We start from the raw sequence: 23552 nt of genomic DNA on the forward strand, positions 1-23552 counted from the left end.
TGAATCAGCTGGCGGTTCGGCCCGCCAATTCAAGCCCTGTTCATTAACGCTTTTTGGACGCGGTTTTGGTGGCGTTCACCGCGGTGTTGGTCACTGCGGTGAGGTTGGCTTCGGCCATTTCGCTGGCTTGCTTGACGGCTTTCTGGACCGACTCGAAAGCGTTGGTGGCGGCAGCCACGGCGCCCTTCATCACGGCCACAGCGGATTCGGAACCGGCCGGTGCGTTTTTGGCGGCGCTGTCGACCAGACCCATGAATTTGGCTTGGGCTTCAGCAGCCTGGCCTTCGAAGGCCTTGCCGACTTCAGCACCGGTGCCGGTGGCGATGTCGTACAGGTGACGGCTGTAAGCGGCTGTTTTTTCAGCCAGGGGCTGCATCAGGCTGGCTTGCAGGGCCAGCAGTTCCTGGGCGTCTTTGGCGCCGAGCAGGGTCTGGGTGTGGTTGGCGGTTTCAGCCAGGGCAGCCTTGGAAGCCTGGACATTGAGTTCAACCAGTTTCTCGACGCCTTCGAAAGCCTTGCTGGTCAGACCAAACAGGGTTTCAACGGTTGCTTTGTGGGAAGCCATGATTTGTTCAGCGGTCAACATATTTAAATCTCCAGTAGTGGGTTAAGAATTCAATTAGTTGCGCTGCTGGACAATCTGCTGTTTGGCTGGTCTTGTCGATTGCTGCACTGCAACATAACTTAAGTATAGAGATTGGAAGCACGATTGCAAGCGATTTTTGCTGCAGTGCACCATTTTAGAGGTCAAGCTCTAGCCACAGAGGGAAAAACGCGGGTCTTGGGGTTCCGGCCACAATCCAGGTGGCCCGCCACCACGGGCAGCGCACTCCCGCTTGGTAACTCCTCTGTTTTAACCACCTTGCAAGCCTTTTACGCCGACCACTTTGTCCTGCCCTTGCCGGCCGGGCACCGCTTTCCGATGGCCAAATACCAGCGGCTGCGCGACCGCGTGGCGGACGAGTTGCCGCAGGTGCGCATGGGCGTGGCGCCGCGGGCCAGCGACGGCGAGCTGGCGCTGGCGCACGCACCGGCCTACATTCAGGCCGTGGCCGAGGGCACGCTGGACGCTGCGCTGATGCGCGAGATCGGCTTTCCCTGGAGCACGGAGATGGTCGAACGTTCACGGCGGTCGGTGGGCGCCACGGTGGCGGCGGCCCGTGCTGCCCTGGGACTGCAGGGCCCTGCCGAAGGCGTGGCCGCCAACATGGCGGGCGGCACCCACCACGCGTCGGCAGGCAAGGGCGGGGGCTTTTGTGTGTTCAACGATGCGGCCGTCGCTGCCCGCCAGATGCAGATGGAGTGGGCACGCGGCCAGCGCACGCCGCTGCGGGTGGCGGTGATCGACCTGGACGTGCACCAGGGCAACGGAACGGCCAGCATTTTCAGAAACGACCCGGGTGTTTTTACGCTGTCGCTGCATGGTCAGAAGAATTTCCCCTTTCGCAAGGAGGCGAGTGACCTCGACGTGGACCTGCCGGATGGCTGCACCGATGCGCCCTACCTGCAGGCGCTGGAACATGCGCTCGACGAGTTGGAGCGGCGCTTCGAGCCCGGCCTGGTGATTTACCTGGCGGGCGCTGACCCGTTCGAAGGCGACCGGCTGGGCCGGCTCAAGCTCAGTTATGACGGCCTGGAGGCCAGGGACCGGCGCGTGTTTGACTGGGCCTGGCAGCGCCGCATTCCGCTGGCCTTCGCCATGGCCGGCGGTTACGGCGTCAACATCGACGAGACGGTGCAGGTGCAGATGAATACCTACCGCGTGGCGATCGAGTACTGGAAACGCTGGAAGATGGCCTCCACGGTCGCTCACTGCGTGTAGCTTCCTGCCCCTTGCCCTGAAAAGGGGCCGCTGCGCCTGCGGGCTGGCGAAGCCAGACCCGCGGCCCCGACTCGACGGAAGAATGCCGCTGGCCTGCTGGCAAAATAGCCCTCCATGACATCCCCGACACGCCCCCAGGCCGAACCCCGCAGCGCCTACAAGGTTTTCCGTCCCATCGGCACACGCTGGTCCGACAACGATGTGTACGGCCATGTCAACAACGTCGTGTATTACAGCTGGTTCGACACCGCGGTCAACGGCTACCTGATCGAGCGCGGCGCCATCGACATCCATGCCGGCCCTGTCATCGGGCTGGTCATCGAGACGCAGTGCAATTATTTTGCGCCGCTGTCCTTTCCTGACGCTGTGCTCGCCGGCATCCGCGTGGCGCACGTGGGTTCGTCCAGTGTGCGCTACGAGGTCGGGCTGTTCCCTGGCCAGGATGGCGCTGCCCTGAGCGCCGCCAGGGGCCACTTCATCCATGTGTATGTGGACCGGCACACCCGCCGGCCCGTGCCCTTGCCGCCCCAACTGTTGACCACCCTGGAGACCCTGAAGTGACCGAAGCCCTCAATGCTGTGGATGCAGCCATCCACAGCCGCATGTCCGTGCGTGCCTTCCTGCCGAAAGCCGTGCCCCGCGAAACGCTGGAGCACCTGCTGGCGATCGCCAGCCGCGCGCCCTCGGGCACCAACACCCAGCCGTGGAAGGTGTACGTGCTGCAGGGCGGCAGCCGCGACAGCCTGGTCGGCAAGGTCTGCGCCGCGCACGACGCCATCCGCGCCAACCCCGAACTGGCCGTGCAGTACAAGGAGGAGTACGACTACTACCCCGAAAAATGGGTCTCGCCCTACATCGACCGGCGCCGCGAAAACGGCTGGGGCCTGTACGGCCTGCTCGGCATAGGCAAGGGTGACAAGGACAAGATGCATGCCCAGCACCAGCGCAACTACAAATTTTTTGACGCCCCCGTCGGCCTGATGTTCACGCTGGACCGCGTCATGGGCCGCGGCAGCCTCGTGGACTACGGCATGTTCATGCAAAACATCATGGTGGCCGCGCGCGGCCACGGCCTGCACACCTGTCCGCAGGCGGCCTGGAACGGTTTTGCCAAAATCATCCTGCCGCACATCGGCGCCGGCGACGACGAAATGCTGGTCTGCGGGATGGCGCTCGGTTATGCCGACGAGTCCGCGCTGGTCAACACCTTCCGCACGCCGCGTGTCGGCGTGGAGGCCTTCACGACCTGGCTGGATTGAAGGGCCCCCACGGTCGCGCACTGCGTGTCGCTTCCTGCCCCCCGAGGGGGCCGCTGCGCCTGCGGACTGGCGAAGCCAGATCCGCGGCCCCTGCTTGGATCGGAATGGCTCCACGCTTGCCACCGCACGTCGCTCGACAGTCTCCTGAACCCGCCTCCGGGCTGTCACTTGCGGGTAAAGTCAGGGGTTGGCGCCAAACAGCGTAGTTTCCATTTTTTTTACAGAAAGAATCCCCATGAACACCACTCCCTCCGGCCTGCAGTACGAAGACACCGTGTTGGGCACCGGCGCGATCGCCAAGGCTGGCCAGAACGTCAAGGTGCATTACACCGGCTGGCTCTACAACGACGGCGTGCAGGGCGCCAAGTTCGACTCCAGCAAGGACCGCGGCCAGCCGTTCGAGTTTTCGCTCGGCGCCGGCCAGGTCATCAAGGGCTGGGATGAAGGCGTGCAGGGCATGTCGGTGGGCGGCACGCGCCGTCTCGTCATTCCGGCCGAGCTCGGCTACGGCGCACGCGGCGCCGGCGGCGTGATTCCGCCAAACGCCACGCTGCTGTTCGAAGTCGATTTTCTGGGCTGAGTATTCTGTGATTCCACGCGGCCTGGGCACTTCCAGAAATTCAGTTTTTTGGGATGAAGTGCAAGGCGCGCGGCGCGGAGGATACCGGAATGCACTTGGGTGCATGAGGATTCCGAGCACCGCGCAACGAAGCAATTCGCCCAAAAAATGGATTTATGGAGGTGCCCGAGCATGATCATTACCAGCCTGCTGGACACCGATCTGTACAAGTTCACGATGATGCAGGTGGTGCTGCACCAGTTTCCCGGTGCGCAGGTCGAATACCGCTTCAAGTGCCGCAACGCCGGCGCGCCCGGCGTGAGCGACCTCGCGCCTTATGTCAGTGAAATCCGGGAGGAAATCCGCGCCTTGTGCAGCCTGCATTTTCAGGATGCCGAACTCGCCTACCTGCGCGGCATGCGGTTCATCAAAAGCGATTTTGTCGATTTCCTGGGGCTGTTTCACCTCAACGAGAAATACGTCAGCGTCAAGGCCTTGCCCTCGGGCGAAATTGAGGTTGTGATCGAAGGGCCATGGCTGCACACCATCCTGTTCGAAATTCCGGTGCTGGCCATCATCAACGAGGTCTATTTCCGCAACACGCAAAAGCTTGCCGACGTGATGGAAGGGCGCAAGCGGCTTGACGCCAAGATCGGGCTGTTGAAGGCCGAAGGCCTGTCCACTTTGAAGATCGCCGACTACGGCACGCGCCGCCGCTTCGGCCAGGCCTGGCACGAAGAAGTGCTGCGCACCCTGATTGCCCGCCTGGGCGCCGGCAGTGCCGGCCAGTTTGCCGGCACCAGCAACGTGCTGTTTGCCATGAAGCTGGGCCTGACACCGCTGGGCACCATGGCGCACGAGTACCTGCAGGCCTGCCAGGCGCTGGGGCCACGCCTGCGCGACAGCCAGGTATTCGGCTTCGAGTCCTGGGCCAAGGAGTACCGCGGCGACCTGGGCATTGCGCTCAGCGATGTGTACGGCATGAGCGCCTTCCTGCGCGACTTCGACCTCTATTTCTGCAAGCTGTTCGACGGTGCGCGTCACGACAGCGGCGACCCGTTCGCCTGGGGTGAGCGCCTGATCGAGCACTACCGCAAGAACCGGGTTGACCCCCGGACCAAGACGCTGATTTTCAGCGATGCCCTGACGGTGCCGCGCACCATCGAGCTGTACCAGCAGTTCAGGGACCGCTGCCAGCTCGCCTTCGGCATAGGCACCAACCTGACCAATGACCTCGGCTACGAACCGCTGCAAATTGTCATCAAGATGGTGCGCTGCAACGGCCAGCCGGTGGCCAAACTGTCCGACACGCCGTCGAAAAACATGTGTGATGACGAAAAGTACCTGGCTTACCTGCGGCAGGTTTTTGACATTGCATGAAATGGACCCCCAGGCGGCCACACGCAGCCGTCCGGCCTCATCTAAAAAAACAGGAGACCTCATGAAAAAAATGCGCTGGATCGGGCTCGCGGCCTTGTTGTCCTTTTTGCCTGGCTGGGCCATGGCGGCCGACTTTGACGGCGGCCAGCTGTCGCCGCTCTGGGGCATTCCGTTTGCCGGCCTGCTGCTGTCGATCGCCGTGATGCCGCTGCTGCTCCCCTCGTTCTGGCACCACCATTTCGGCAAGGTGTCGGCGGCCTGGACCCTGGCGTTTTTCCTGCCGTTTGCCGTGCTGTTCGGCCCGGCGCTGGCGGGCACCAGTCTCGTGCATGCGCTGGTCGCCGAATACATTCCCTTCATCATCCTGCTGACGGCGCTGTTCACGGTGGCCGGCGGCATTTTCATCCGCGGCAACCTGCATGGCAGCCCCGGGCTCAACGCCGCCTTGCTGCTGATAGGCGCCGTGCTGGCGAGCTTCATGGGAACCACCGGCGCTTCCATGCTGATGATCCGGCCGCTGATCCGCGCCAATGACAACCGCAAACACGCCGCCCACATCGTCGTGTTTTTCATCTTCATCGTCTCCAATGCCGGCGGCTCGCTGACGCCGCTGGGCGATCCGCCGCTGTTCCTGGGCTTCCTGAAAGGCGTCGACTTCTTCTGGACGGTCAAGCATATTTTCCCGGAAACCCTGTTCCTGATCGGCAGCCTGCTGGTGATCTTTTACCTGCTGGACAGCTGGTACTACCGCAGGGAAGGTGTGCAGCCGATGGACCCGACGCCGGACACCGGCCGCCTCGGTTTCGACGGTGCCTTCAATTTTGCGCTGCTGGCCGGCGTCGCTGGCCTGGTGCTGCTCAGCGGCTTCTGGAAGTCGGCCGTGGTGTTCGATGTCTACGGCACCGAGGTCGGCTTGCCTGGCCTGGTGCGTGACGCCGGCCTGATTGCCATCACCTTGCTGTCGCTGAAGATGACGGCCGACAAGGTGCACGAGGACAACCAGTTTTCCTGGGGTCCGATGGCCGAGGTGGCCAAGCTGTTTGCCGGTATTTTCCTGACCATCATCCCGGTCATTGCCATGCTCAAGGCCGGGACCGCCGGGCCTTTTGGTGCGGTGGTGTCGGCCGTCACCCGGCCCGACGGCCAGCCGGATCCGGCCATGTATTTCTGGGCTACCGGCGCGCTGAGTTCCTTTCTCGATAATGCGCCGACCTACCTGGTGTTTTTCAACACGGCCGGCGGGGACCCGGCCACCCTGATGACAACGCTGGCACCGACACTGGCCGCCATCTCGGCCGGCGCGGTGTTCATGGGCGCCAACACCTACATCGGCAACGCGCCCAACCTGATGGTCAAGGCCATTGCCGAAGACCGCGGCGTCAAGATGCCGAGTTTCTTCGGCTACATGGCCTGGTCGGGCGCGGTGCTGATTCCGCTGTTCATCGTCATGACCTTCATCTGGTTCCGGTAAATTCCTTTCAACACTCGAAAAAATCCCATGAGCAAACCCAACATCCTCGTCGCCCGCGCCGTCTTTCCTGAAGTCATCGCGCATCTGCAGCAGCACTTTGAGGTGCATGCCAACCAGGCCGACGAAACCTGGTCCAAAGCCCAACTGATGGACAAGCTGCGCGGCATGGACGGCGCCTTCACCACCGGTGGCGACCGCATCGACGCCGAGGTCCTGGCCGCCTGCCCGACGCTGAAGATCTGCGCCAACATGGCCGTGGGTTACAACAACTTCGACATCGATGCCATGACGGCGGCCGGCGTGCTGGCCACCAACGCGCCCGATGTGCTGACCGAAACCACCGCCGACTTCGGTTTTGCCCTGCTGATGGCCACGGCCCGGCGCATCACCGAAAGCGAACATTACCTGCGTGCCGGCAAGTGGACCAAATGGAGCTTCGACATGTTTGCCGGTTCCGACATCCACGGCAGCACCCTGGGCGTGCTGGGCATGGGCCGCATCGGACAGGGCATTGCCAAGCGCGGCGCGTACGGCTTTGGCATGAAAGTGATCTACCACAACCGCTCGCGACTGGACGCTGCGCTGGAAGCCGAATGCAAGGCGAGTTACGTCAGCAAGGACGAATTGCTCCGCACCGCCGACCATGTGGTGCTGGTGTTGCCTTATTCACCGGCCTCGCACCACACGATAGGCGCTGCCGAGCTGGCGCTGATGAAACCGACGGCGACGCTGGTCAACATTGCGCGTGGCGGCATTGTGGACGACGCCGCGCTGGCGGCTGCGCTGCGCGACAGGCGCATTGCGGCCGCGGGCCTCGATGTGTTTGAAGGCGAGCCCCAGGTCCATCCCGACCTGTTGACGGTGCCCAACGTCGTGCTGACGCCCCACATTGCCAGTGCCACGGTGCCCACCCGCATGGCCATGGCCATGCTGGCGGCTGACAACCTGATCGGATTCTTCAAGGAGAAAAGGCCGTTGACGCCCCTGAATCCTGCGGTTCTTGCTACTAAATAAGTAGCGCTGATGAACCCCTTGCAAGCCTGGCTGATCCTCGCGGCGCTGCTGCTGGTCCTGCTCCTGCTGGTCCGGCTGCTGCTGCGCAAGCCGGCCGACAGTGGCCGCGAAGAGCTGCTCGCCAGCCTGGCCGCCGGGAACGACAAGCTCGAGCGTGAGCTGCGGCGGGAAATCGGCGACAGCGCGCGCGCCAGCCGCCAGGAGCTGGCGACGAGTTTTGCCACCTTCCAGCAAACCCTGGTGCAGCAAAGCGCCGAGGCCATCCGCACGCAAAATGCGCAGATCGACGCGTTTTCCCAGCAACTGACGCTGCTGCAGAAAACCCTGTCCGACACGCTGACCACGCAGCTCCAGTCCGTCAGCGAATCGAATGCGCGGCGCATGGGCGAGGTCCGGGAAACGCTGGAGAAGCAGCTCGCGCAGTTGCAGCAGACCAACTCGGCCAAGCTCGACGAGATGCGCCAGACGGTGGACGAAAAACTCCAGACCACCCTCGAAACCCGTCTGGGTGAAAGTTTCAAACAGGTGGCCGACCGGCTCGAGCAGGTGCACAAAGGCCTGGGCGAAATGCAGACATTGGCGCAGGGCGTGGGCGACCTTAAGCACCTGCTGACCAATGTGAAAACGCGCGGTATTTTCGGCGAGGCGCAGCTCTCGGCGCTGCTGGAGCAAGTATTCACCGTTGACCAGTATGCAGCGCAAGTTGTCACGCGCCCTGGTAGCAAGGCCGCTGTCGATTTCGCCATCAAATTGCCTGGCCGCTCGGATTCCGGAGAGCCGGTGTGGCTTCCGATAGATGCGAAATTTCCCGGGGTGGATTATGAAAACCTGCTTGATGCGCAGCAACGCGCCGACGGACCCGGCGCCGCGGAGGCAGGCAAGGCGCTGGAGGTCCGTATTCGGCTGGAGGCCAAATCAATTTCCGAGAAATATATTTCTCCCCCGTACACCACCGACTTCGCCATTTTGTTTTTACCTACGGAAGGCTTGTATGCGGAGGTGCTGCGCCGTCCTGGGCTGATGGAAAGCTTGCAGAGGGACCACCGTATCACCTTGGCCGGACCGACCACCTTGCTGGCGATGCTGAACTCGCTGCAGATGGGCTTTCGGACTCTGGCGCTGGAAAAACGCTCGAGCGAAGTCTGGCAGGTGCTGGGCGCCGTCAAGACCGAATTCGGCAAGTTTGGCGACGTGCTGGCCAAGGTCAAGTCGCAGACCGAAACCGTGCTCAACACGCTGAACAGTGCCGAGCAGCGCAGCCGCGTCATGGGCAAGGCCTTGCGCAACGTCGAGGCCTTGCCGGAGCTGGACTCGGCGCGGCTGATTCCGATGGACAAGGACCCGGACGAGGGTTGAGCAGCGCCCTGTGACCTGAGCCGCATGACGCCCGAACTTGCCCGCCTGATCCTGGCCCAGATCTGCCTGCACGCCTGCATGGCCGGCACCCGCATGGCCGCGCCCTTGCTGGCACTGCGTGAGGGCTACAGCCCGGCCGCGGTCGGCGTGTTGCTGGCCTTGTTTGCCCTGACCCAGGTGTTTCTGGCACTGCCCGCAGGACGTTTTGCCGACCGGCACGGCCTGCGCCGGCCCATGGGGTACAGCGTTGCGGCGGCCGTGCTGGGGGCCGGGGTGGCGGTGGCTTTTCCGGTGTTTCCTGTGCTTTGCCTGGCGGCGCTGCTCACCGGCGGGGCCACGGGCGCCGCCGTAATTTCTCTGCAACGCCATGTCGGCCGGGCCGCGACGGGGGGCTTGCAGTTGCGGCAGGTGTTCAGCTGGCTGTCGATCGGCCCGGCGATTTCCAATTTTGTCGGGCCGTTCTCGGCGGGGCTCTTGATCGACCATGCGGGCGCCGTGCCCAACAGCCTGTCAGGCTACCGGGCGGCTTTTTTCCTGATGGCGGTGCTGCCGCTGGCCAGCTGGTTTCTGGTGCGCAAAACGCGCGAACTGCCGCCCGTGATTGCCGCGCACGGCACCATGCGGGGCAGCGCCTGGGAGCTGCTGCGCGACACCACCTTCCGCCGCCTGATGCTGGTCAACTGGTTTCTGTCTTCCTGCTGGGACGTGCACACTTTTGTCGTGCCGGTGCTCGGCTTTGAACGAGGCATCAGCGCCTCGGTGATCGGTTCCATCCTGGGTGCTTTTGCCGTCGCCGCAGCTGCCATCCGCATGGTGATGCCGCTGGTGGCGGCGCACCTGCGTGAGTGGCGGGTGCTGATGGTTGCCATGCTGGTGACGGCGGTGCTGTTCGGCGTCTACCCGTTCATGCAGACGGCGCTGGGCATGGGCCTGTGTTCGGTGCTGCTGGGCCTGGCGCTTGGCACGGTGCAACCCATGATCATGAGCATGCTGCACCAGATCACGCCCGAGGCCAGGCACGGCGAGGCGCTGGGCCTGCGCCTGATGGCGATCAATGCGTCGAGCGTGGTCATGCCCATGCTGTTCGGCACCCTGGGCGCCGTCATCGGCATCGCCGGGGTGTTCTGGGCCACCGGCGCGGTGGTGGGCGCGGGCAGCCGCGCCGCCTGGCTGCTGCGGCCAGCTACAGCTGATAAAAGGTCCTGATCGCGTCCCAGGCCACCTGGGGGTCGTCGACATACTGGAAGAGCTTGAGGTCTTCGGGTGAAATCGCGCCTTCATCGATCATCACGTCGAAGTTGATCAGGCGTTGCCAGTACTCCGAGCCGAACAGGATGATGGGCACCGGTTTGGCCTTGCCCGTCTGCACCAGCGTGATGACCTCGAACAGCTCATCGAGCGTGCCAAAGCCGCCCGGAAACGCCACCAGTGCCTTGGCGCGCATCATGAAGTGCATCTTGCGCAGCGCGAAGTAGTGGAACTTGAAATTCAGCGACGGCGTCACGTAGGGGTTGGAGTTCTGCTCGTGCGGCAGCGCGATGTTCAGGCCCACCGTCGGCACGCCCATCTCCTGCGCGCCCCGGTTGGCCGCTTCCATGATGCCGGGACCGCCCCCGGTGCAGATGAACAGCTGCTCTTCGGGTGAGCGGGTTTTGCTGTGGGCACCGACCAGGCGCGAGAACAGCCGGGCCTGGTCGTAGAAGGCGGCGTTGCGCACCTGCCGCTCGGCCAGTGCCAGGGCCTGCGCATCACCGGACTCTTTGGCGAGTTTGAGTGCCTGTTCGGCCTGTTCCGGCGCCGGGAAACGCGCACTGCCAAACACCACGATGGTGTTTTCAATGCCCTGGACCTGCTGCTCCATGTCCGGTTTGAGCATTTCCAGCTGGAAGCGGATGCCGCGGGTCTCGCGTCGCAACAGGAACTCGGGGTCGGCGAAAGCCAGCCGGTAGGCATTGGCCTCCAGCGGGGTGCCTCTGTCGGAGTGGGCCTGCAGTTCCGCCCACGCGTCTGCGAGGCGGCTGCCGGTTAGGTCGTCGGTTTGTTCCATACGTCGCTTTGAAAGGTTTCGGGATGCAAAAAGGCTCCGTCAGGAGCCTTTTTGCCAGGATGCCGGGAAGGGGCGGGTCAGACGCGTTTGCGGTATTCGCCGGTACGCGTGTCGATTTCAACCACGTCGCCCTGCGCCACAAAAATCGGCACGCCGATTTCAAAACCGGTGGCCAGCTTGGCCGGCTTGAGCACCTTGCCGGAGGTGTCGCCCTTGACGGCAGGCTCGGTCCAGGTGATCTCGCGGTTGACGCTGGTGGGAAGTTCGACCGAGATGGCCTTGCCGTCGTAAAACACGACTTCGAGTTCCATGCCGTCCTGCAGGTAGTTCAGCGAGTCGCCCATGTTCTCGGCTTCGACTTCGTACTGGTTGTAGTCGGCGTCCATGCAGATGTACATCGGGTCGGCGAAGTAGGAGTAGGTGCAGTCCTTCTTGTCCAGGATGACCTGGTCGATCTTGTCGTCGGCCTTGAACACCTGCTCGGTGTTGAAGTTGGCGATCAGGCTTTTGAGCTTCATGCGCACGGTGGCCGAGTTGCGGCCGCCGCGGCTGTATTCAGTCTTCAGAACCACCATCGGGTCCTTGCCGTGCATGATGACATTGCCAGCGCGTATTTCTTGAGCGATTTTCATAACAGTTTCTAGTAGTGAGTTGGCCGCTAAATGCGTCTGGGATGATGCGGGTCCGCGGCGGGGAGGGTGGCATCGCCCAAACCTGGAGCAATGCAAAGCCCTGTATTTTAACGTTTTTTTCTGTCAACCTGCAGAATCGCCAGCCCTCCCGGCAAGGCGTGCTTAAGGCTGGTTTAAGTGTCCCGGCGACAGACTCCGGGCATCCCTGACTCCAGGTGGCCTTCCACGGCCACTCCCTCCGCGCCGCGATGATGACTGTTTCTGCCACCGGCGTCCTGACGCCGCCCACCGTCTTGCCTTCGAAACCGTGGTTTCAGCGACCCGCCCTGCAGGTCGAAACCCTGGTGCTGCTCTGCGTCGGCTTTCTGCTGCTCAGCGGCAATGGGCCATTCTGGCGCGCGGCACTCGCCGGCCGCGGCTGGGAGCTGGCTGCCACCTGGGGGTTCGCGGCCGCCCTGTTGACTGCTTTCTCGGCGTTCTACTTCGCCTTCCTGGCATTGTTGGCGACACGCCTGACCGTCCGGCCGCTGCTGAGCGTGCTGGTGTTATGCACGGCCTTCGCCTCGTGGTACATGGACCATTACGCCATTTACATGGACCGGGCGATGCTGCGCAACGTGCTGGCCACCAATGTCAACGAAGCCCGGGAGCTGTTTGTCTGGGGCATGGTGCCGCAGCTGCTGCTGCTGGGCGTGCTGCCGGCGGCGCTGGTCTGGTGGCCGCAACTCAAGCGCCGCAGCCTCGGCCGGGCGCTGGCTGTCCGCTTGGGCTGGCTCGCGGCCGCGCTGGCGGTGGGCGCGGCCAGCCTGTTGCTGGTGTTTGCCGACTTCGCCTCGCTGATGCGCAACCACAAGGAGGTGCGTTATCTGCTGACGCCGGGCAATGTGGTCGCCGCCCTGGCCGGCAACGCGCTGGGCGGCGTGCAGCGGCCGTCGCAGCCCAAACTGCCGGTGGGCGAGGATGCCCGGCTGGGCGCCAGCTGGAGCAACCGGACCCGGCCGGTGATGTTTGTGCTGATCGTTGGCGAAACGGCGCGCGCGCAGAATTTCTCGCTCAACGGCTACGCGCGCCCGACCAACCCGCTGCTGGTCCGGCAGGACGTGATCAGTTTTTCGCATGCCACCGCCTGCGGCACCTCGACCGAGGTTTCCCTGCCCTGCATGTTTTCGCCTTACGGCCGCATTCACTATGACGAGGAGAAGATCCGCGGGCATGAATCGGTGTTGCACGTGCTGGCCCGGGCCGGCTTCAAGGTGCTCTGGCGCGACAATCAGTCGGGCTGCAAGGGGGTCTGCGACGGGCTGCCCGCCGAGCAGCTCGACGATGCCAGGGTGGAGGCGCTCTGCGCCGAAGGCCATTGCCTGGACGAGGTGCTGCTGCAGGGCATGGAAGGCATCGCGCGCGACACCCAGGGCAACCTGCTGGTTGTCATGCACCAGCTTGGCAGCCACGGGCCGGCCTATTTCAAACGTTATCCGGCGGTGTTCAGGCAGTTTGCCCCGGCCTGCCAGAACGAGGACCTGAGCGCCTGCACGGCCGCTGAAATCGTCAATGCCTACGACAACTCGCTGCTCTACACCGACTTTTTTGTGTCCAAGGTGATCGATTTCCTCGCGGCTGCGCAGCAGCAGTACGACACGGCCATGGTGTATGTGTCGGACCATGGCGAGTCGCTGGGCGAGGGCGGTCTGTACCTGCACGGCATGCCTTACCCGATTGCCCCCGAGGTCCAGAAACGCGTGCCGCTGGTGATGTGGCTGTCACCGGGATTTCGCCGCAGCTTCAACATCGACCAGGAATGCCTGCGCAAGAACGCGGGCGCCGAGGTCGGCCACGACAATCTGTTCCACTCGCTGCTGGGCGTGCTGGATGTCCAGACGCAGGCCTATGAGAAGTCGCTGGACCTGTTTGCGCCCTGTCGCCCGGCGCCGGCGCCGGTGGTGGCCCTCAGCGAGGCGGAAAAAGCACGCTGACGCGCAAGCCGGTGCCGCCGGGCGCTTCGTCCAGCGTGATGTCGGCGCCGTGGCGCTCGGCCACCGCCCGGGCAATCGCCAGCCCCAGGCCGCTGCCATGCGGTGTGTGGCTGTTGGCACTGACGTTGGTGCCCCGGTAGAAACGGTCGAAAACCCGCTCCCGCTCCGCGGCGCTGATACCGGGTCCGCTGTCGGTCACGCTCAGGCTGGGCCGACCATTTTCGATCTGCGCGGCCACGTCGATGCGCCCGCCTGGGGGCGTGTGGCGCAGCGCGTTGTCAACCAGGTTGTTCAGCAGGATGGCCAGTTGCTGCACGTCCGCGTGGACGGTTGGCGTGCCCTCGGTCACGGCGCCCAGGTCGATTTTTTTGTCGTCGGCACGTGCGCTGAAACGGCCCACGGTGGATCGGACCAGTTCCGCCAGATCCACCGCTTCCCGGCTCAGGGCCGGGGTTTCCGGCGCCAGCCGCGACAACTGCAGCAATTGCTCGACCAGGTGCTGGGCCCGGTCGATGCCGGCGCGCAGTTGCGTCAGCGCCGCCTCGCGCTGGGCCTCATCGCTGGCGCGCTCCAGCAACTGCAGTTGCAGCCGCAGGGCCGTGATCGGCGTGCGCAGTTCGTGGGCCGCGTCGGCCAGGAACAGCCTTTGCAGCGACAGTGCGCCGCCCAGGCGGGCCATCAGGTCGTTGATGGCGCCTATCAGCAGGTGCAGCTCCGGCGGGTGGGCCGACAGGGCGATCGGATGCAGCGCCCGGGCACTGCGTGTCGTGATGTCGTCGGCTGCGATCGCCAGCGGTGCCAGGCCGCGCCGCAGCGCCAGCGTGAGCATGCCGGCGAGCAGGGCCAGCATCACGAGGGCGGGCAGGATCAGCACGGAACCGGTCTCGCGCGCCAGCGCCTGGCGCTCGCTCTCGCGCTGGGCGGCCTGCACAATGCCGTCATCGAGCACGATGGTGTAAAGGTGCCAGCGCTCCTGGCCGATGTTGACCACGCTCAGACCGCTGCGCGAGCGAAACGGCAGGTTGACCGCCGGGTCGGACCGGTTCAGCAGGGTGCCGCTGCGCGTCCAGGCCGCCGTGACGAACTCGAACTTGCCATATTCCTCGTAGACCCGCGGCAACTGCTCGGCCAGGCTGGGGGTGCGGGCCATGCCGTAGGTGCCGTGGTGATTGGCCACCGCGAGCGCGACCTGCTTGAGGTTGTCTTCAAACACCTCGCCCATTTCGTGCGCCAGCGTCCAGTACGAGATGCCCACCAGCAGGCTGGCGCCCGCCACCAGCGCACCCATGGCCCACAGCAGGACCCGGTGGTGGATGGATTGAACGGGACGGGTGCTCATGGCTGGTTCCTTGCAGCGTTATTCTGTGCGGCTATCCCCGGCAGGCCGGAGCCTCTCGCCGCGTAGCTCATGGGGCCACCACCTTGTACCCGACACCACGCACATTGCGGATGGTGTCGGCGCCGAGCTTGCGGCGCAGCTTGTGCAGGTAGACCTCGACCGCGTTGCTGCCGATTTCCTCGGCCCAGCCGTAGATGGAGTCTTCCAGCTGGGCCCGCGACAGCACGGCGCCGGGGCGCTGCATCAGGGTCTCCAGCAGCGCGAATTCGCGGGCGGACAGGTTCACGTTTTCGCCTTTCAGGCTGACTTGCTTGCGCACCGGGTCGAGGACCAACTCGCCGCATTGCAGCAGCGGGGAGCCGCCGCCGGCATGGCGGCGCAGCAGCGCACGCACGCGGGCGATCAGTTCGTCCAGGTCGAAAGGCTTGAGCACATAGTCGTCGGCGCCCGCATTGAGCCCGGCGATGCGGTCGGACACGGCGTCGCGCGCCGTCACGATCAGCACCGGCACGGCGTTGCCGCGCGTGCGCAGGCCCTTGAGCACCGCCATGCCATCCTGGCCCGGCAGGCCGAGGTCCAGCACGGCCAGGTCGTAAACCCCGTTGGCCAGCGCGCGCTCGGCGGCGTGGCCCTCCATGACCCAGTCCACACTGAACCCGGCATCGGCCAGACCCTGGCGCATCGCCCGGCCGATCATGGTGTCGTCTTCCACCAGCAGCAGCCTCATGGCGCCGCTTCCCGTTTCTGCGTGACAAAGTCCAGCAGCTGGGTTGCCAGGTCGGGCTGCTGCTGCAGGCGCTGCCGCGCTGCGCGGACGCAGCCGGACCACAGCGGCAGGTCGGGAGCCGGCAACTCGCCCTGCAGGCCGTTCCACACCTCGTGAAAACGCCGCAGCGACGGCGGCGCCTGCAGCATGTCGAGAAAGGCTTGCAGCTTGGCCTGGTGGGCCTGGTCGGCCTGCGGGTAAATCTGCCAGACGAAGGCCTGGCCGGCCCAGAGCGCACGCACCACCGAATCTTCACCGCGCACAAAGTTCAGGTCGCAGGCCCAGAGCAGGTGGTCGAAATCATCCTGGCGCAGCCAGGGCAGGTATGAAATTGATAGCGGCTCGCACCCGTGCTGGTTGGGGTGCGGCCACTTTTTGTCATGAACCGCGGCCTGCACGGCGGCGCTGGCGCGGCCGGCGGTGACAAGCAGGCGCACCGGCGCGGCGGTGCTGCCCGCCTGCACCAACTGGTCCAGCAACTGCGCCAGGGCGGGGGGCTCGTAACAGAACAGCGACACCAGCGTCTCGCCGTTCCAGTCGATGCCGCGCCCGGCCAGCCAGGCCTGGCGGTCAAACGCCGCCTGGCGCGCCGCCAGCGCGGACTCGCGCAGCAGCCCGCCGGTGGTGGCGCTGAAACCGGGGTAAAAAAACCACTTGATCCAGCCGGCGGCCGGCCCGCGCAGCACCGGCGAGGGCAGGGCATGGCAACGCTCCACATACGGCTCGGCGGACAGGTATTCGAGGTTGATCCATACAGGTTTTTGGCCTGTAGCCCTTTCTTTGTCTGCGCAGGCAGCTATGAATTCAGGAGCAATGTCGCAGCCGAAGGCCTCCACCAGCACCTCGCAGGGCGCGGCTTCCAGGCGCAGGATGTTCATGCCCAGCGGTTCCAGCCAGGGCAGGACGGTGACGCCGTCGCAGCCTTCCGGCGCCATCCAGTGCAGGGCCGACGCATCGTCCACCCACAGCCGCACGCGCTGGCCGCGTGCCGCCAGCTCCGCGCTGAGCCGCCAGCAGACGCCGATGTCGCCGTGGTTGTCGATGACCCTGCAAAAAATGTCCCATTGCGGGCGATGATTCATGTCGAGATTGTCCACAATACGGGAGCTGCCAGCCAGAAATGCCGATACTTCTTCCGGATGACGGCACTCGCCGGCCCAACGCGCACCTCACCACCATGACGCCATTGCACGAATTTGATCCCCAGCTGCTCAGCGAAGTGGCGGCATTGCCGGCCATGCCCGGCGTCTACCGCTACTTTGATGCCGAGGGCGCGGTGCTGTATGTCGGCAAGGCGCGCGACCTGAAGAAACGGGTCTCCAGCTACTTCCAGAAAAACCACGGCGGCACCCGCATCGGCCACATGGTGACCAAGATCGCCCGCATGGAAACCACCGTGGTGCGTTCCGAAGCCGAGGCGCTGCTGCTGGAAAACAACCTGATCAAGACGCTGAACCCGAAGTACAACATCCTGTTCCGGGACGACAAGAGCTACCCCTACCTCAAGCTGGCGTCGCACGACTTTCCGCGCGTGGCCTATTACCGCGGCGCCGTCGAAAAAAAGCACCGCTACTTCGGGCCTTACCCCAGCGCCTGGGCGGTCAAGGAAACGATTTTGCTGCTGCAGAAGGTGTTCAAGCTGCGCACCTGTGAAGACACGGTGTTCAACAACCGCACCCGGCCCTGCCTGCTGTACCAGATCAAGCGCTGTTCGGCGCCCTGTGTCGGCCATGTGACGCCCGAGCAGTACGCGCTGGACGTGGCCAACGCCGAGCGTTTTCTGCAGGGCCAGGCCGGGGAGATCCTGACCGAGCTGGAAAAGCAGATGCGGGGCCGCGCCGAAAAGCTGGAGTTCGAGCAGGCGGCCGAACTGCGCAACCAGATCTCGGCGCTGTCCAAGGTGCTGCACCAGCAGTCCATGGAAACCGGCGGTGACAAGGACGTGGACATCCTCGCTGTCAAGGTGCTGGGCGGCAAGGCCTGTGTGAACCTGGCCATGGTGCGCGGCGGCCGGCACCTGGGCGACCGGCCGTATTTCCCCACGCATGTCGAACACGCGGCCGACCTGGCCGGACTGGATGAAGACAGTGTGGAAGGCGGTGAAGTCGGTGAAGGCGGCGGGGTCGCCTTGCCCGGCAAGGCCAAAAAACTGGAGGCGCTGGTGCTGGAGGCGTTCATCGCCCAGCACTATGTGGGTGTGCCGGTGCCGCCGGTGCTGGTGTGCAGCGAACCGGTGGACAAGGAACTGATTGCCGCGCTGGTCATGCAGAGCGGCACCAAGGTCACGGCGGTCCACCAGCCGCGCGAGCAGCGCCGCATCTGGCTCGAGATGGCGCAGACCAATGCCGAGCTGCAGCTGGCCCGGCTGCTGGCCGAGCAGGGCTCGCAGCAGGCGCGCACACGCGCGCTGGCCGAGGCGCTGGACCTGCCGCTCGACAAGCTCGATGTGCTGCGCATCGAATGTTTCGACATCTCGCACACGGCCGGTGAATCGACCCAGGCCTCGTGCGTGGTGTTCCATGGCCACAAGATGCAAAGCGCCGAATACCGCCGCTACAACATCGAGGGCATCACGCCGGGCGACGACTACGCCGCCATGCGCCAGGTGCTGATGCGCCGCTACAGCAAGCTCGCCGAAGCGGCGCGCAACAACACCGCCCGGCTGCCGGACCTGGTGCTGATCGATGGCGGCAAGGGCCAGGTGTCGATGGCGCGCGAGGTGTTTGAGGAACTCGGCCTGGACCTCGGCCTGATTGCCGGCGTCGAGAAAGGCGAGGGCCGCAAGGTCGGGCTCGAGGAGCTGGTCTTTGCCGATGGCCGAGAGAAAGTCTATCTGGGTCGCGACTCGGCGGCCCTGATGCTGATTGCCCAGATCCGCGACGAGGCGCACCGCTTTGCCATCACCGGCATGCGCGCCAAACGCGCCAAGGTGCGCGTGGGCGCCAGCCGCCTCGAAGACATCGCCGGCATCGGCCCCAAAAAACGCGCCAACCTGCTGCAGCGTTTCGGCGGCATACGCGGCGTGAGTTCGGCCAGCGCCGAGGACATTGCCACGGTGGAGGGCATTTCCCGCGAGCTTGCCGAAGAAATCTACCGCGCGCTGCACTGAGACCCGTTCATGGTCCAAGACGTATTTGCGCCACGAAGCGGTGGGAAAGTGGCGTCAAAGCAGCGGTATTTGAGGGGTGCCGCCGGCCCGCACGTTCGGCCAGGCCCTGCGCATGTCAAAATCAGGCCATGTTTCTGACCATACCCACCGTGATGACATGGACGCGCATTGTGGCGATTCCGCTGATCGTGGGTATTTTCTATCTCGACATCACGCCGGCCAGCCGCAACCTGATTGCGACCGTCATGTTCGTGGTGTTCGCGGCCACCGACTGGCTCGACGGTTTCCTGGCCCGCAAGCTGAACCAGACCTCTTCCTTCGGCGCCTTTCTCGATCCGGTGGCCGACAAGTTTCTCGTCTGTGCTTCCCTGCTGGTGCTGGTGCATCTGCAGCGCGCCGACGTGTTTGTGGCGCTCATCATCATCGGGCGCGAGATCGCCATTTCCGCCCTGCGCGAATGGATGGCGCTGATAGGCGCGACCAAAAGCGTGGCGGTGCACATGCTCGGCAAGATCAAGACGACGGTGCAGATGGTCGCGATTCCCTTCCTGCTGTTTGACGGCATCCTGTTCGGCGCCATCAACACCAACGTCTGGGGTACCTGGCTGATCTGGCTGTCGGCCATCCTGACGGTCTGGTCCATGGCCTACTACCTGAAAAAAGCCATTCCCGAAATCCGCGCGCGCGCCAAATGAGTTCGCCCGGCTCGAACAGCGCCCTGATCCGGGCCATGCCGGCCGTGTTTGTGCTGATCTGGAGCACCGGCTTCATCGTCGCCAAATACGGCCTGCCTTATGCGCCGCCGCTGACCTTTCTGGCCATCCGCTACGTGTTGTCGCTGGCCTGCTTCCTGGTCTGGATCGCCATCGCCCGGGTAGCCTGGCCAGCCAACCGGTCGCAGTGGCTGCATCTCGGTGTCACCGGTATCCTGATTCACGCGGGTTACCTCGGCGGAGTCTGGTCGGCCGTCAAGGGCGGCATGGGGTCGGGCCTGTCGGCGCTGATCGTCGGCCTGCAGCCGGTGTTGACGGCGGTCTGGGTCTCGCGCATGGGCGACGCCAGCCAGAGCAGCAACCGTGTCAGTGCCCGCCAGTGGCTGGGCCTGGTGCTCGGGCTGGCCGGCCTGCTGCTGGTGGTGTCGCGCAAGTTCGGTGCGGGCAACGAGGCCACCGCCTACACGCTGGCTTGCGCTGTGTTTGCGCTGCTCAGCATCACCATCGGCACGCTGTACCAGAAGCGTTTTGTCCAGGCGGCCGATGTGCGCAGCGCCAACGCCATCCAGCTCGGTGCGGCGCTGCTGGTGACGCTGCCTTTCGCCTGGTTCGAGGCTGAGCCGGTGCGCTTGACCACGGAGTTCATGGGGGCGCTGGCCTGGTCGGTGCTTGCGCTCACGCTGGGGGGCAGCTCGCTGCTCTACATGCTGATCCAGCGCGGCGCGGCCACGGCCGTGACCAGCCTGCTGTACCTGGTGCCGCCCACCACCGCGCTGATGGCCTGGTTGCTGTTTGGCGAGTCCATCACCGTGGTCACGGTGCTGGGGACCGCGCTGACGGCACTTGGGGTCTGGCTGGTGGTGCGCAACGCGACCCGGGCCGCCTGAGCCGCTGCAGGGTCACGCGGGCAGGCGCCAGGGCTCGTGCCTGAATTTTTCCGCCAGGCAGTCAATCAGCAAACGCACCCGCCTCGGTGTCTGTGGCCGGAAGGGCGCCAGCCACTGGATGTCGGCGTCCAGCATGGCGTACTGCGGCAACAGCCGCACCAGCTTGCCCGCGCTGAGCTGGGCCTGCACGTCCCACAGGCTGCGCAGCATCACGCCGCGCCCCTGCAAACACCAGTCGCGGACCAGCTCGCCCGAGTTGGACGACAGGCTGCCCCGCACGCGGACCCGCTGGTCGGCCGGTGCCTCTGCTGAAGCGCCGGATTTCCTTCGCGGGCCGCGCACGGCCTGCAGGTGCCAGGTGTCGAACTGGCGATCGTTCTCGCGCGCGATCAGGCAGTTGTGCTGCGCCAGTTCCGCCGGCGTGGCGGGTTTGCCGTGCTGGCGGACATAGGCCGGAGCGGCCACGACCACGCGCTGGTTGCTGGCCAGCTTGCGTGCCGTCCACTCGCTCGCGCGTTGCGGCCGGGGGGACCAGAGCCAGACGGCGCCGTCAAACCCTTCCGCGGCCAGATCGGGCAGTTGTTCATAAAGCTGCAGCTGGATCTGGATGGCCGGGTGCCTGGCCTGGAATTCGGCCAGCACCGGCCCCAGCCAGATGCGGCCGAAGCCGAAGGTCGCCGCCAGGCGGATCAGGCCCGAGGCTTCCGACTTGCGTTCCTGCAGGGACTGCTCCAGCGCATCGAACTGCGCCAGCATCAGGCGCGCACGTTCGCACAGCAACTCGCCTTCGAGGGTGGCGGCCACCCGCCGGGTGGTGCGCTGAAACAGCAGCAGGCCGAGGTCAGCCTCCAACTGGGCCAGGCGTTTGGTCACGGCCGAAGGCGCCATCTGCAGCGCCTCGGCGGTGGCCACGAGGCTGCCATGCTGCTGAATCGCGACCACCAGGGCCAGGTCGGCACGTTCCATAATTTCCATTTTGAGAATAATCAATTATCAGATTATTTCTTGATTCAAGGGGATCTGGCAATCACAATCGCTGCATGTTTGAAGCATTCGAGACTTTCGAAGCCAGCCGCGGAGCGGTCGCGCTGCACGGCCGCAAGGGCGGGCAGGGCGCGCCGCTGTTGCTGCTGCACGGCCACCCGCAGACCCACGTGATGTGGCACGCGGTGGCCCCCGCGCTCGCCCAGCATTTCACCGTGGTCATGATGGACCTGCGCGGTTATGGCGATTCCGGCCGGCCGGCTGCGGATCCCGGGCACCTGGCTTATTCGAAGCGCGAAATGGCGCGGGATGCGCTGGCGGTGATGCAGCACCACGGCTTCGACACGTTCCAGGTGCTGGCCCACGACCGCGGTGCGCGCGTGGCGCACCGGCTGGCCGCCGATCACCCCGCGGCCGTGCAGCGCCTGATGCTGCTCGACATCGCGCCCACGCTGGCCATGTACGAGAACACCTCGGAGGCTTTTGCGCGTGCCTACTGGCACTGGTTCTTCCTGATCCAGCCGCCGCCCCTGCCGGAAGCCCTGATTGAATCCGGTCCGGAACGCTACCTGCGCAGCGTGATGGGCAAGCGCCATGCCGGCCTGGCCGCCTTTGCGCCGGCCGCGCTGGCCGAGTACGAGCGCTGTGTCCGGATTCCCGGCACGGCGGTGAGCATTTGTGAGGACTATCGCGCGTCAGCCACGGTGGATCTGGAGCACGACCGAGCCGATGTGGCCGCGGCAAAGCGGCTGACGCAGCCCCTGCAGGTCCTCTGGGGCGAGCATGGCGCGGTTGGCCAGTGTTTCGACGTGCTGCGTCTCTGGCGCGAACGCGCCGCTGACGTTTCGGGCCTGAGCCTGCCCTGTGGCCATTACATTGCAGAAGAGGCGCCGGCACTGCTGCTGGCGCAAGCCCTGAATTTTTTCAAACCCTAAAACCCTGAAACCCAAGGAAGACAAACATGAGCAAGAACACTGGAAAGAAAAAGATCGCCGTCATCGCCGGCGACGGCATTGGCAAGGAAGTGATGCCTGAAGGCATTCGCGTGATGGAGGCGGCTGCGGTCAAGTTCGGTATCGACCTGCAGTTTGATCATTTTGATTTTTCGAGCTGGGACTACTTCGAGAAACACGGCAAGATGATGCCGGACGACTGGAAAGACCAGATCGGTGGACATGATGCGATTTATTTCGGCGCGGTCGGCTGGCCTGACAAGATTGCCGACCACGTGTCCCTGTGGGGATCGCTGCTGCTGTTTCGCCGCGAGTTCGACCAGTACATCAACCTGCGGCCCGCGCGCCTGATGCCCGGCATCATCGCGCCCGTCGTGCGGCGTGATGGCTCGGCCCGCGCGCCCGGCGAAATTGATTTTTACATCGTGCGCGAAAACACCGAGGGCGAGTACTCGAGCATTGGCGGCAGGGCTTTTCCCGGAACGGACCGCGAGTTTGTATTGCAGGAGTCGGTGTTCACGCGCATCGGCGTGGACCGCGTGCTCAAGTTCGCCTTCGAACTGGCGCAATCGCGTCCGAAGAAACACCTGACCAGCGCGACCAAGTCCAACGGCATTTCCATCTCCATGCCTTACTGGGATGAACGTGTTGCCGAAATGGCCAAGGGTTATCCCGGCATCCAGCTCGACAAGTTCCACATCGACATCCTGACGGCGCACTTTGTCCAGCGTCCCGATTTTTTCGATGTGGTGGTTGCCAGCAATCTGTTCGGCGACATCCTGAGCGACCTCGGTCCGGCCTGCACGGGCACTATCGGCATCGCCCCCAGTGCCAACCTCAATCCGGAGCGGAAGTTTCCTTCGCTGTTCGAACCGGTGCACGGATCGGCGCCGGACATTGCGGGCCGCGCCATTGCGAACCCGATCGGGCAGATCTGGTGCGGTGCCATGATGCTGGAGTTCCTGGGGCACAAGGATGCGCATGATGCGGTGCTTGCCGCGATCGAAAAAGTCCTGGCTCCCAACAGTGGTGCGCCGCGCACGCCCGACCTCGGAGGCACGGCCAGCACGGCCGATGTCGGCAAGGCCATTGCCGCGGCGCTGGGTTGAGGCGCGCGGTTCAGTCTGTGGCAGGTGGCCCCTGAAATGCAGGGTGTGCTTACGAACAGGGCGTGAAAGCGTGAGAAATAAGGCTAGAATCCGCCACCGCACGTTGTAAAAATCTGATGTTGTATTGACACGATGGGAGTCCATGGCTCTAATTGGAATCAGCAGACGATCTGCACATG

At 64.5% G+C, this 23552-nt stretch carries 22 protein-coding genes; 15 read left to right on the plus strand and 7 right to left on the minus strand.

Annotated elements, in window-relative coordinates; all coding sequences use genetic code 11:
• Positions 1 to 43 precede the first annotated feature (43 nt).
• Positions 44 to 586, minus strand: coding sequence for a TIGR01841 family phasin (gene phaP / locus B7G53_RS11895; protein ID WP_096667864.1), 543 nt, complete (start codon positions 584 to 586; stop codon positions 44 to 46).
• A gap of 276 nt (positions 587 to 862) precedes the next feature.
• Here phaP and B7G53_RS11900 point away from each other — a divergent pair, with 276 nt between their 5' ends.
• The 9 genes from B7G53_RS11900 to B7G53_RS11940 all read left to right on the plus strand — a co-directional run bounded on the left by B7G53_RS11900 (position 863) and on the right by B7G53_RS11940 (position 10067).
• Positions 863 to 1822, plus strand: a complete 960-nt coding sequence (locus tag B7G53_RS11900; protein ID WP_096667866.1) for a histone deacetylase family protein — start codon at positions 863 to 865, stop codon at positions 1820 to 1822.
• Positions 1823 to 1936: 114 nt separating this feature from the next.
• Positions 1937 to 2383, plus strand: a complete 447-nt coding sequence (locus B7G53_RS11905; protein ID WP_096667868.1) for an acyl-CoA thioesterase — start codon at positions 1937 to 1939, stop codon at positions 2381 to 2383.
• A 41-nt stretch (positions 2384 to 2424) separates the two neighbouring features.
• Complete coding sequence (locus B7G53_RS11910; RefSeq protein ID WP_096667981.1) at positions 2425 to 3081, plus strand: nitroreductase; 657 nt, start codon at positions 2425 to 2427, stop codon at positions 3079 to 3081.
• Between the two features lie 235 nt (positions 3082 to 3316).
• Positions 3317 to 3661, plus strand: coding sequence for an FKBP-type peptidyl-prolyl cis-trans isomerase (locus tag B7G53_RS11915; RefSeq protein ID WP_096667870.1), 345 nt, complete (start codon positions 3317 to 3319; stop codon positions 3659 to 3661).
• A 171-nt stretch (positions 3662 to 3832) separates the two neighbouring features.
• Positions 3833 to 5020, plus strand: coding sequence for a nicotinate phosphoribosyltransferase (pncB, locus tag B7G53_RS11920; protein WP_096667872.1), 1188 nt, complete (start codon positions 3833 to 3835; stop codon positions 5018 to 5020).
• 61 nt (positions 5021 to 5081) lie between these two features.
• Positions 5082 to 6491: a sodium:proton antiporter gene (locus B7G53_RS11925; protein ID WP_096667874.1), complete on the plus strand. Its 1410-nt coding sequence runs from the start codon at positions 5082 to 5084 to the stop codon at positions 6489 to 6491.
• 27 nt (positions 6492 to 6518) lie between these two features.
• Positions 6519 to 7505 carry a 2-hydroxyacid dehydrogenase gene (locus B7G53_RS11930; protein WP_096667876.1) on the plus strand — a complete coding sequence of 329 codons (987 nt, stop codon included), beginning with the start codon at positions 6519 to 6521 and terminating at the stop codon, positions 7503 to 7505.
• Positions 7506 to 7514: 9 nt separating this feature from the next.
• Positions 7515 to 8861 (plus strand): DNA recombination protein RmuC, encoded by a 1347-nt coding sequence (gene rmuC, locus B7G53_RS11935; RefSeq protein ID WP_096667878.1) that lies wholly within the window; start codon positions 7515 to 7517, stop codon positions 8859 to 8861.
• A gap of 24 nt (positions 8862 to 8885) precedes the next feature.
• Complete coding sequence (locus tag B7G53_RS11940; protein ID WP_096667881.1) at positions 8886 to 10067, plus strand: MFS transporter; 1182 nt, start codon at positions 8886 to 8888, stop codon at positions 10065 to 10067.
• Here the strand turns inward: B7G53_RS11940 and B7G53_RS11945 are convergent.
• The gene (locus B7G53_RS11945) at positions 10045 to 10908 is read right to left on the minus strand and encodes a TIGR00730 family Rossman fold protein (RefSeq protein WP_096667883.1); all 864 of its coding nucleotides are present in this window, start codon (positions 10906 to 10908) and stop codon (positions 10045 to 10047) included. The two genes, B7G53_RS11940 and B7G53_RS11945, sit on opposite strands and share 23 nt — an antisense overlap.
• A 77-nt stretch (positions 10909 to 10985) precedes the next feature.
• Positions 10986 to 11540, minus strand: coding sequence for an elongation factor P (gene efp, locus B7G53_RS11950; RefSeq protein ID WP_096667885.1), 555 nt, complete (start codon positions 11538 to 11540; stop codon positions 10986 to 10988).
• A 248-nt stretch (positions 11541 to 11788) separates the two neighbouring features.
• Between efp and B7G53_RS11955 the strand changes: the two genes are divergently transcribed.
• A complete protein-coding gene (locus B7G53_RS11955) occupies positions 11789 to 13513 on the plus strand; it encodes a phosphoethanolamine transferase (protein ID WP_255249986.1) in 1725 nt (574 codons plus the stop codon).
• Here the strand turns inward: B7G53_RS11955 and B7G53_RS11960 are convergent.
• From B7G53_RS11960 to earP, 3 genes are all read right to left on the minus strand, one after another.
• Positions 13488 to 14852, minus strand: a complete 1365-nt coding sequence (locus B7G53_RS11960; RefSeq protein WP_096667887.1) for a sensor histidine kinase — start codon at positions 14850 to 14852, stop codon at positions 13488 to 13490. The genes B7G53_RS11955 and B7G53_RS11960 overlap by 26 nt on opposite strands.
• A gap of 67 nt (positions 14853 to 14919) precedes the next feature.
• Complete coding sequence (locus B7G53_RS11965; RefSeq protein ID WP_096667889.1) at positions 14920 to 15579, minus strand: response regulator; 660 nt, start codon at positions 15577 to 15579, stop codon at positions 14920 to 14922.
• Positions 15576 to 16700 (minus strand): elongation factor P maturation arginine rhamnosyltransferase EarP, encoded by a 1125-nt coding sequence (gene earP / locus B7G53_RS11970; protein ID WP_096667891.1) that lies wholly within the window; start codon positions 16698 to 16700, stop codon positions 15576 to 15578. Before earP ends, B7G53_RS11965 begins: the two co-directional genes overlap by 4 nt.
• Before the next feature lie 95 nt (positions 16701 to 16795).
• Between earP and uvrC the strand changes: the two genes are divergently transcribed.
• The 3 genes from uvrC (at position 16796) to B7G53_RS11985 (ending at position 20327) form a co-directional block, all read left to right on the plus strand.
• Positions 16796 to 18727, plus strand: coding sequence for an excinuclease ABC subunit UvrC (gene uvrC / locus B7G53_RS11975; RefSeq protein ID WP_096667893.1), 1932 nt, complete (start codon positions 16796 to 16798; stop codon positions 18725 to 18727).
• Positions 18728 to 18855: 128 nt separating this feature from the next.
• Entirely contained in the window at positions 18856 to 19422 is a 567-nt protein-coding gene (gene pgsA, locus B7G53_RS11980) for a CDP-diacylglycerol--glycerol-3-phosphate 3-phosphatidyltransferase (protein ID WP_096667895.1), read from the plus strand.
• Positions 19419 to 20327 carry a DMT family transporter gene (locus tag B7G53_RS11985; RefSeq protein WP_255249987.1) on the plus strand — a complete coding sequence of 303 codons (909 nt, stop codon included), beginning with the start codon at positions 19419 to 19421 and terminating at the stop codon, positions 20325 to 20327. Before pgsA ends, B7G53_RS11985 begins: the two co-directional genes overlap by 4 nt.
• 12 nt (positions 20328 to 20339) lie before the next feature.
• On the opposite strand, the gene B7G53_RS11990 is transcribed toward B7G53_RS11985, so the two are convergent.
• Positions 20340 to 21293: a LysR family transcriptional regulator gene (locus B7G53_RS11990; RefSeq protein ID WP_096667897.1), complete on the minus strand. Its 954-nt coding sequence runs from the start codon at positions 21291 to 21293 to the stop codon at positions 20340 to 20342.
• A 74-nt stretch (positions 21294 to 21367) separates the two neighbouring features.
• Between B7G53_RS11990 and B7G53_RS11995 the strand changes: the two genes are divergently transcribed.
• The gene (locus B7G53_RS11995; RefSeq protein WP_096667899.1) at positions 21368 to 22246 is read left to right on the plus strand and encodes an alpha/beta fold hydrolase; all 879 of its coding nucleotides are present in this window, start codon (positions 21368 to 21370) and stop codon (positions 22244 to 22246) included.
• Between the two features lie 26 nt (positions 22247 to 22272).
• Positions 22273 to 23373: a tartrate dehydrogenase gene (locus tag B7G53_RS12000; protein WP_096667901.1), complete on the plus strand. Its 1101-nt coding sequence runs from the start codon at positions 22273 to 22275 to the stop codon at positions 23371 to 23373.
• The last annotated feature ends 179 nt before the right edge of the window (positions 23374 to 23552 follow it).

The organism is Polaromonas sp. AET17H-212, assembly GCF_002379085.1.
Taxonomy (GTDB): domain Bacteria; phylum Pseudomonadota; class Gammaproteobacteria; order Burkholderiales; family Burkholderiaceae_C; genus Polaromonas.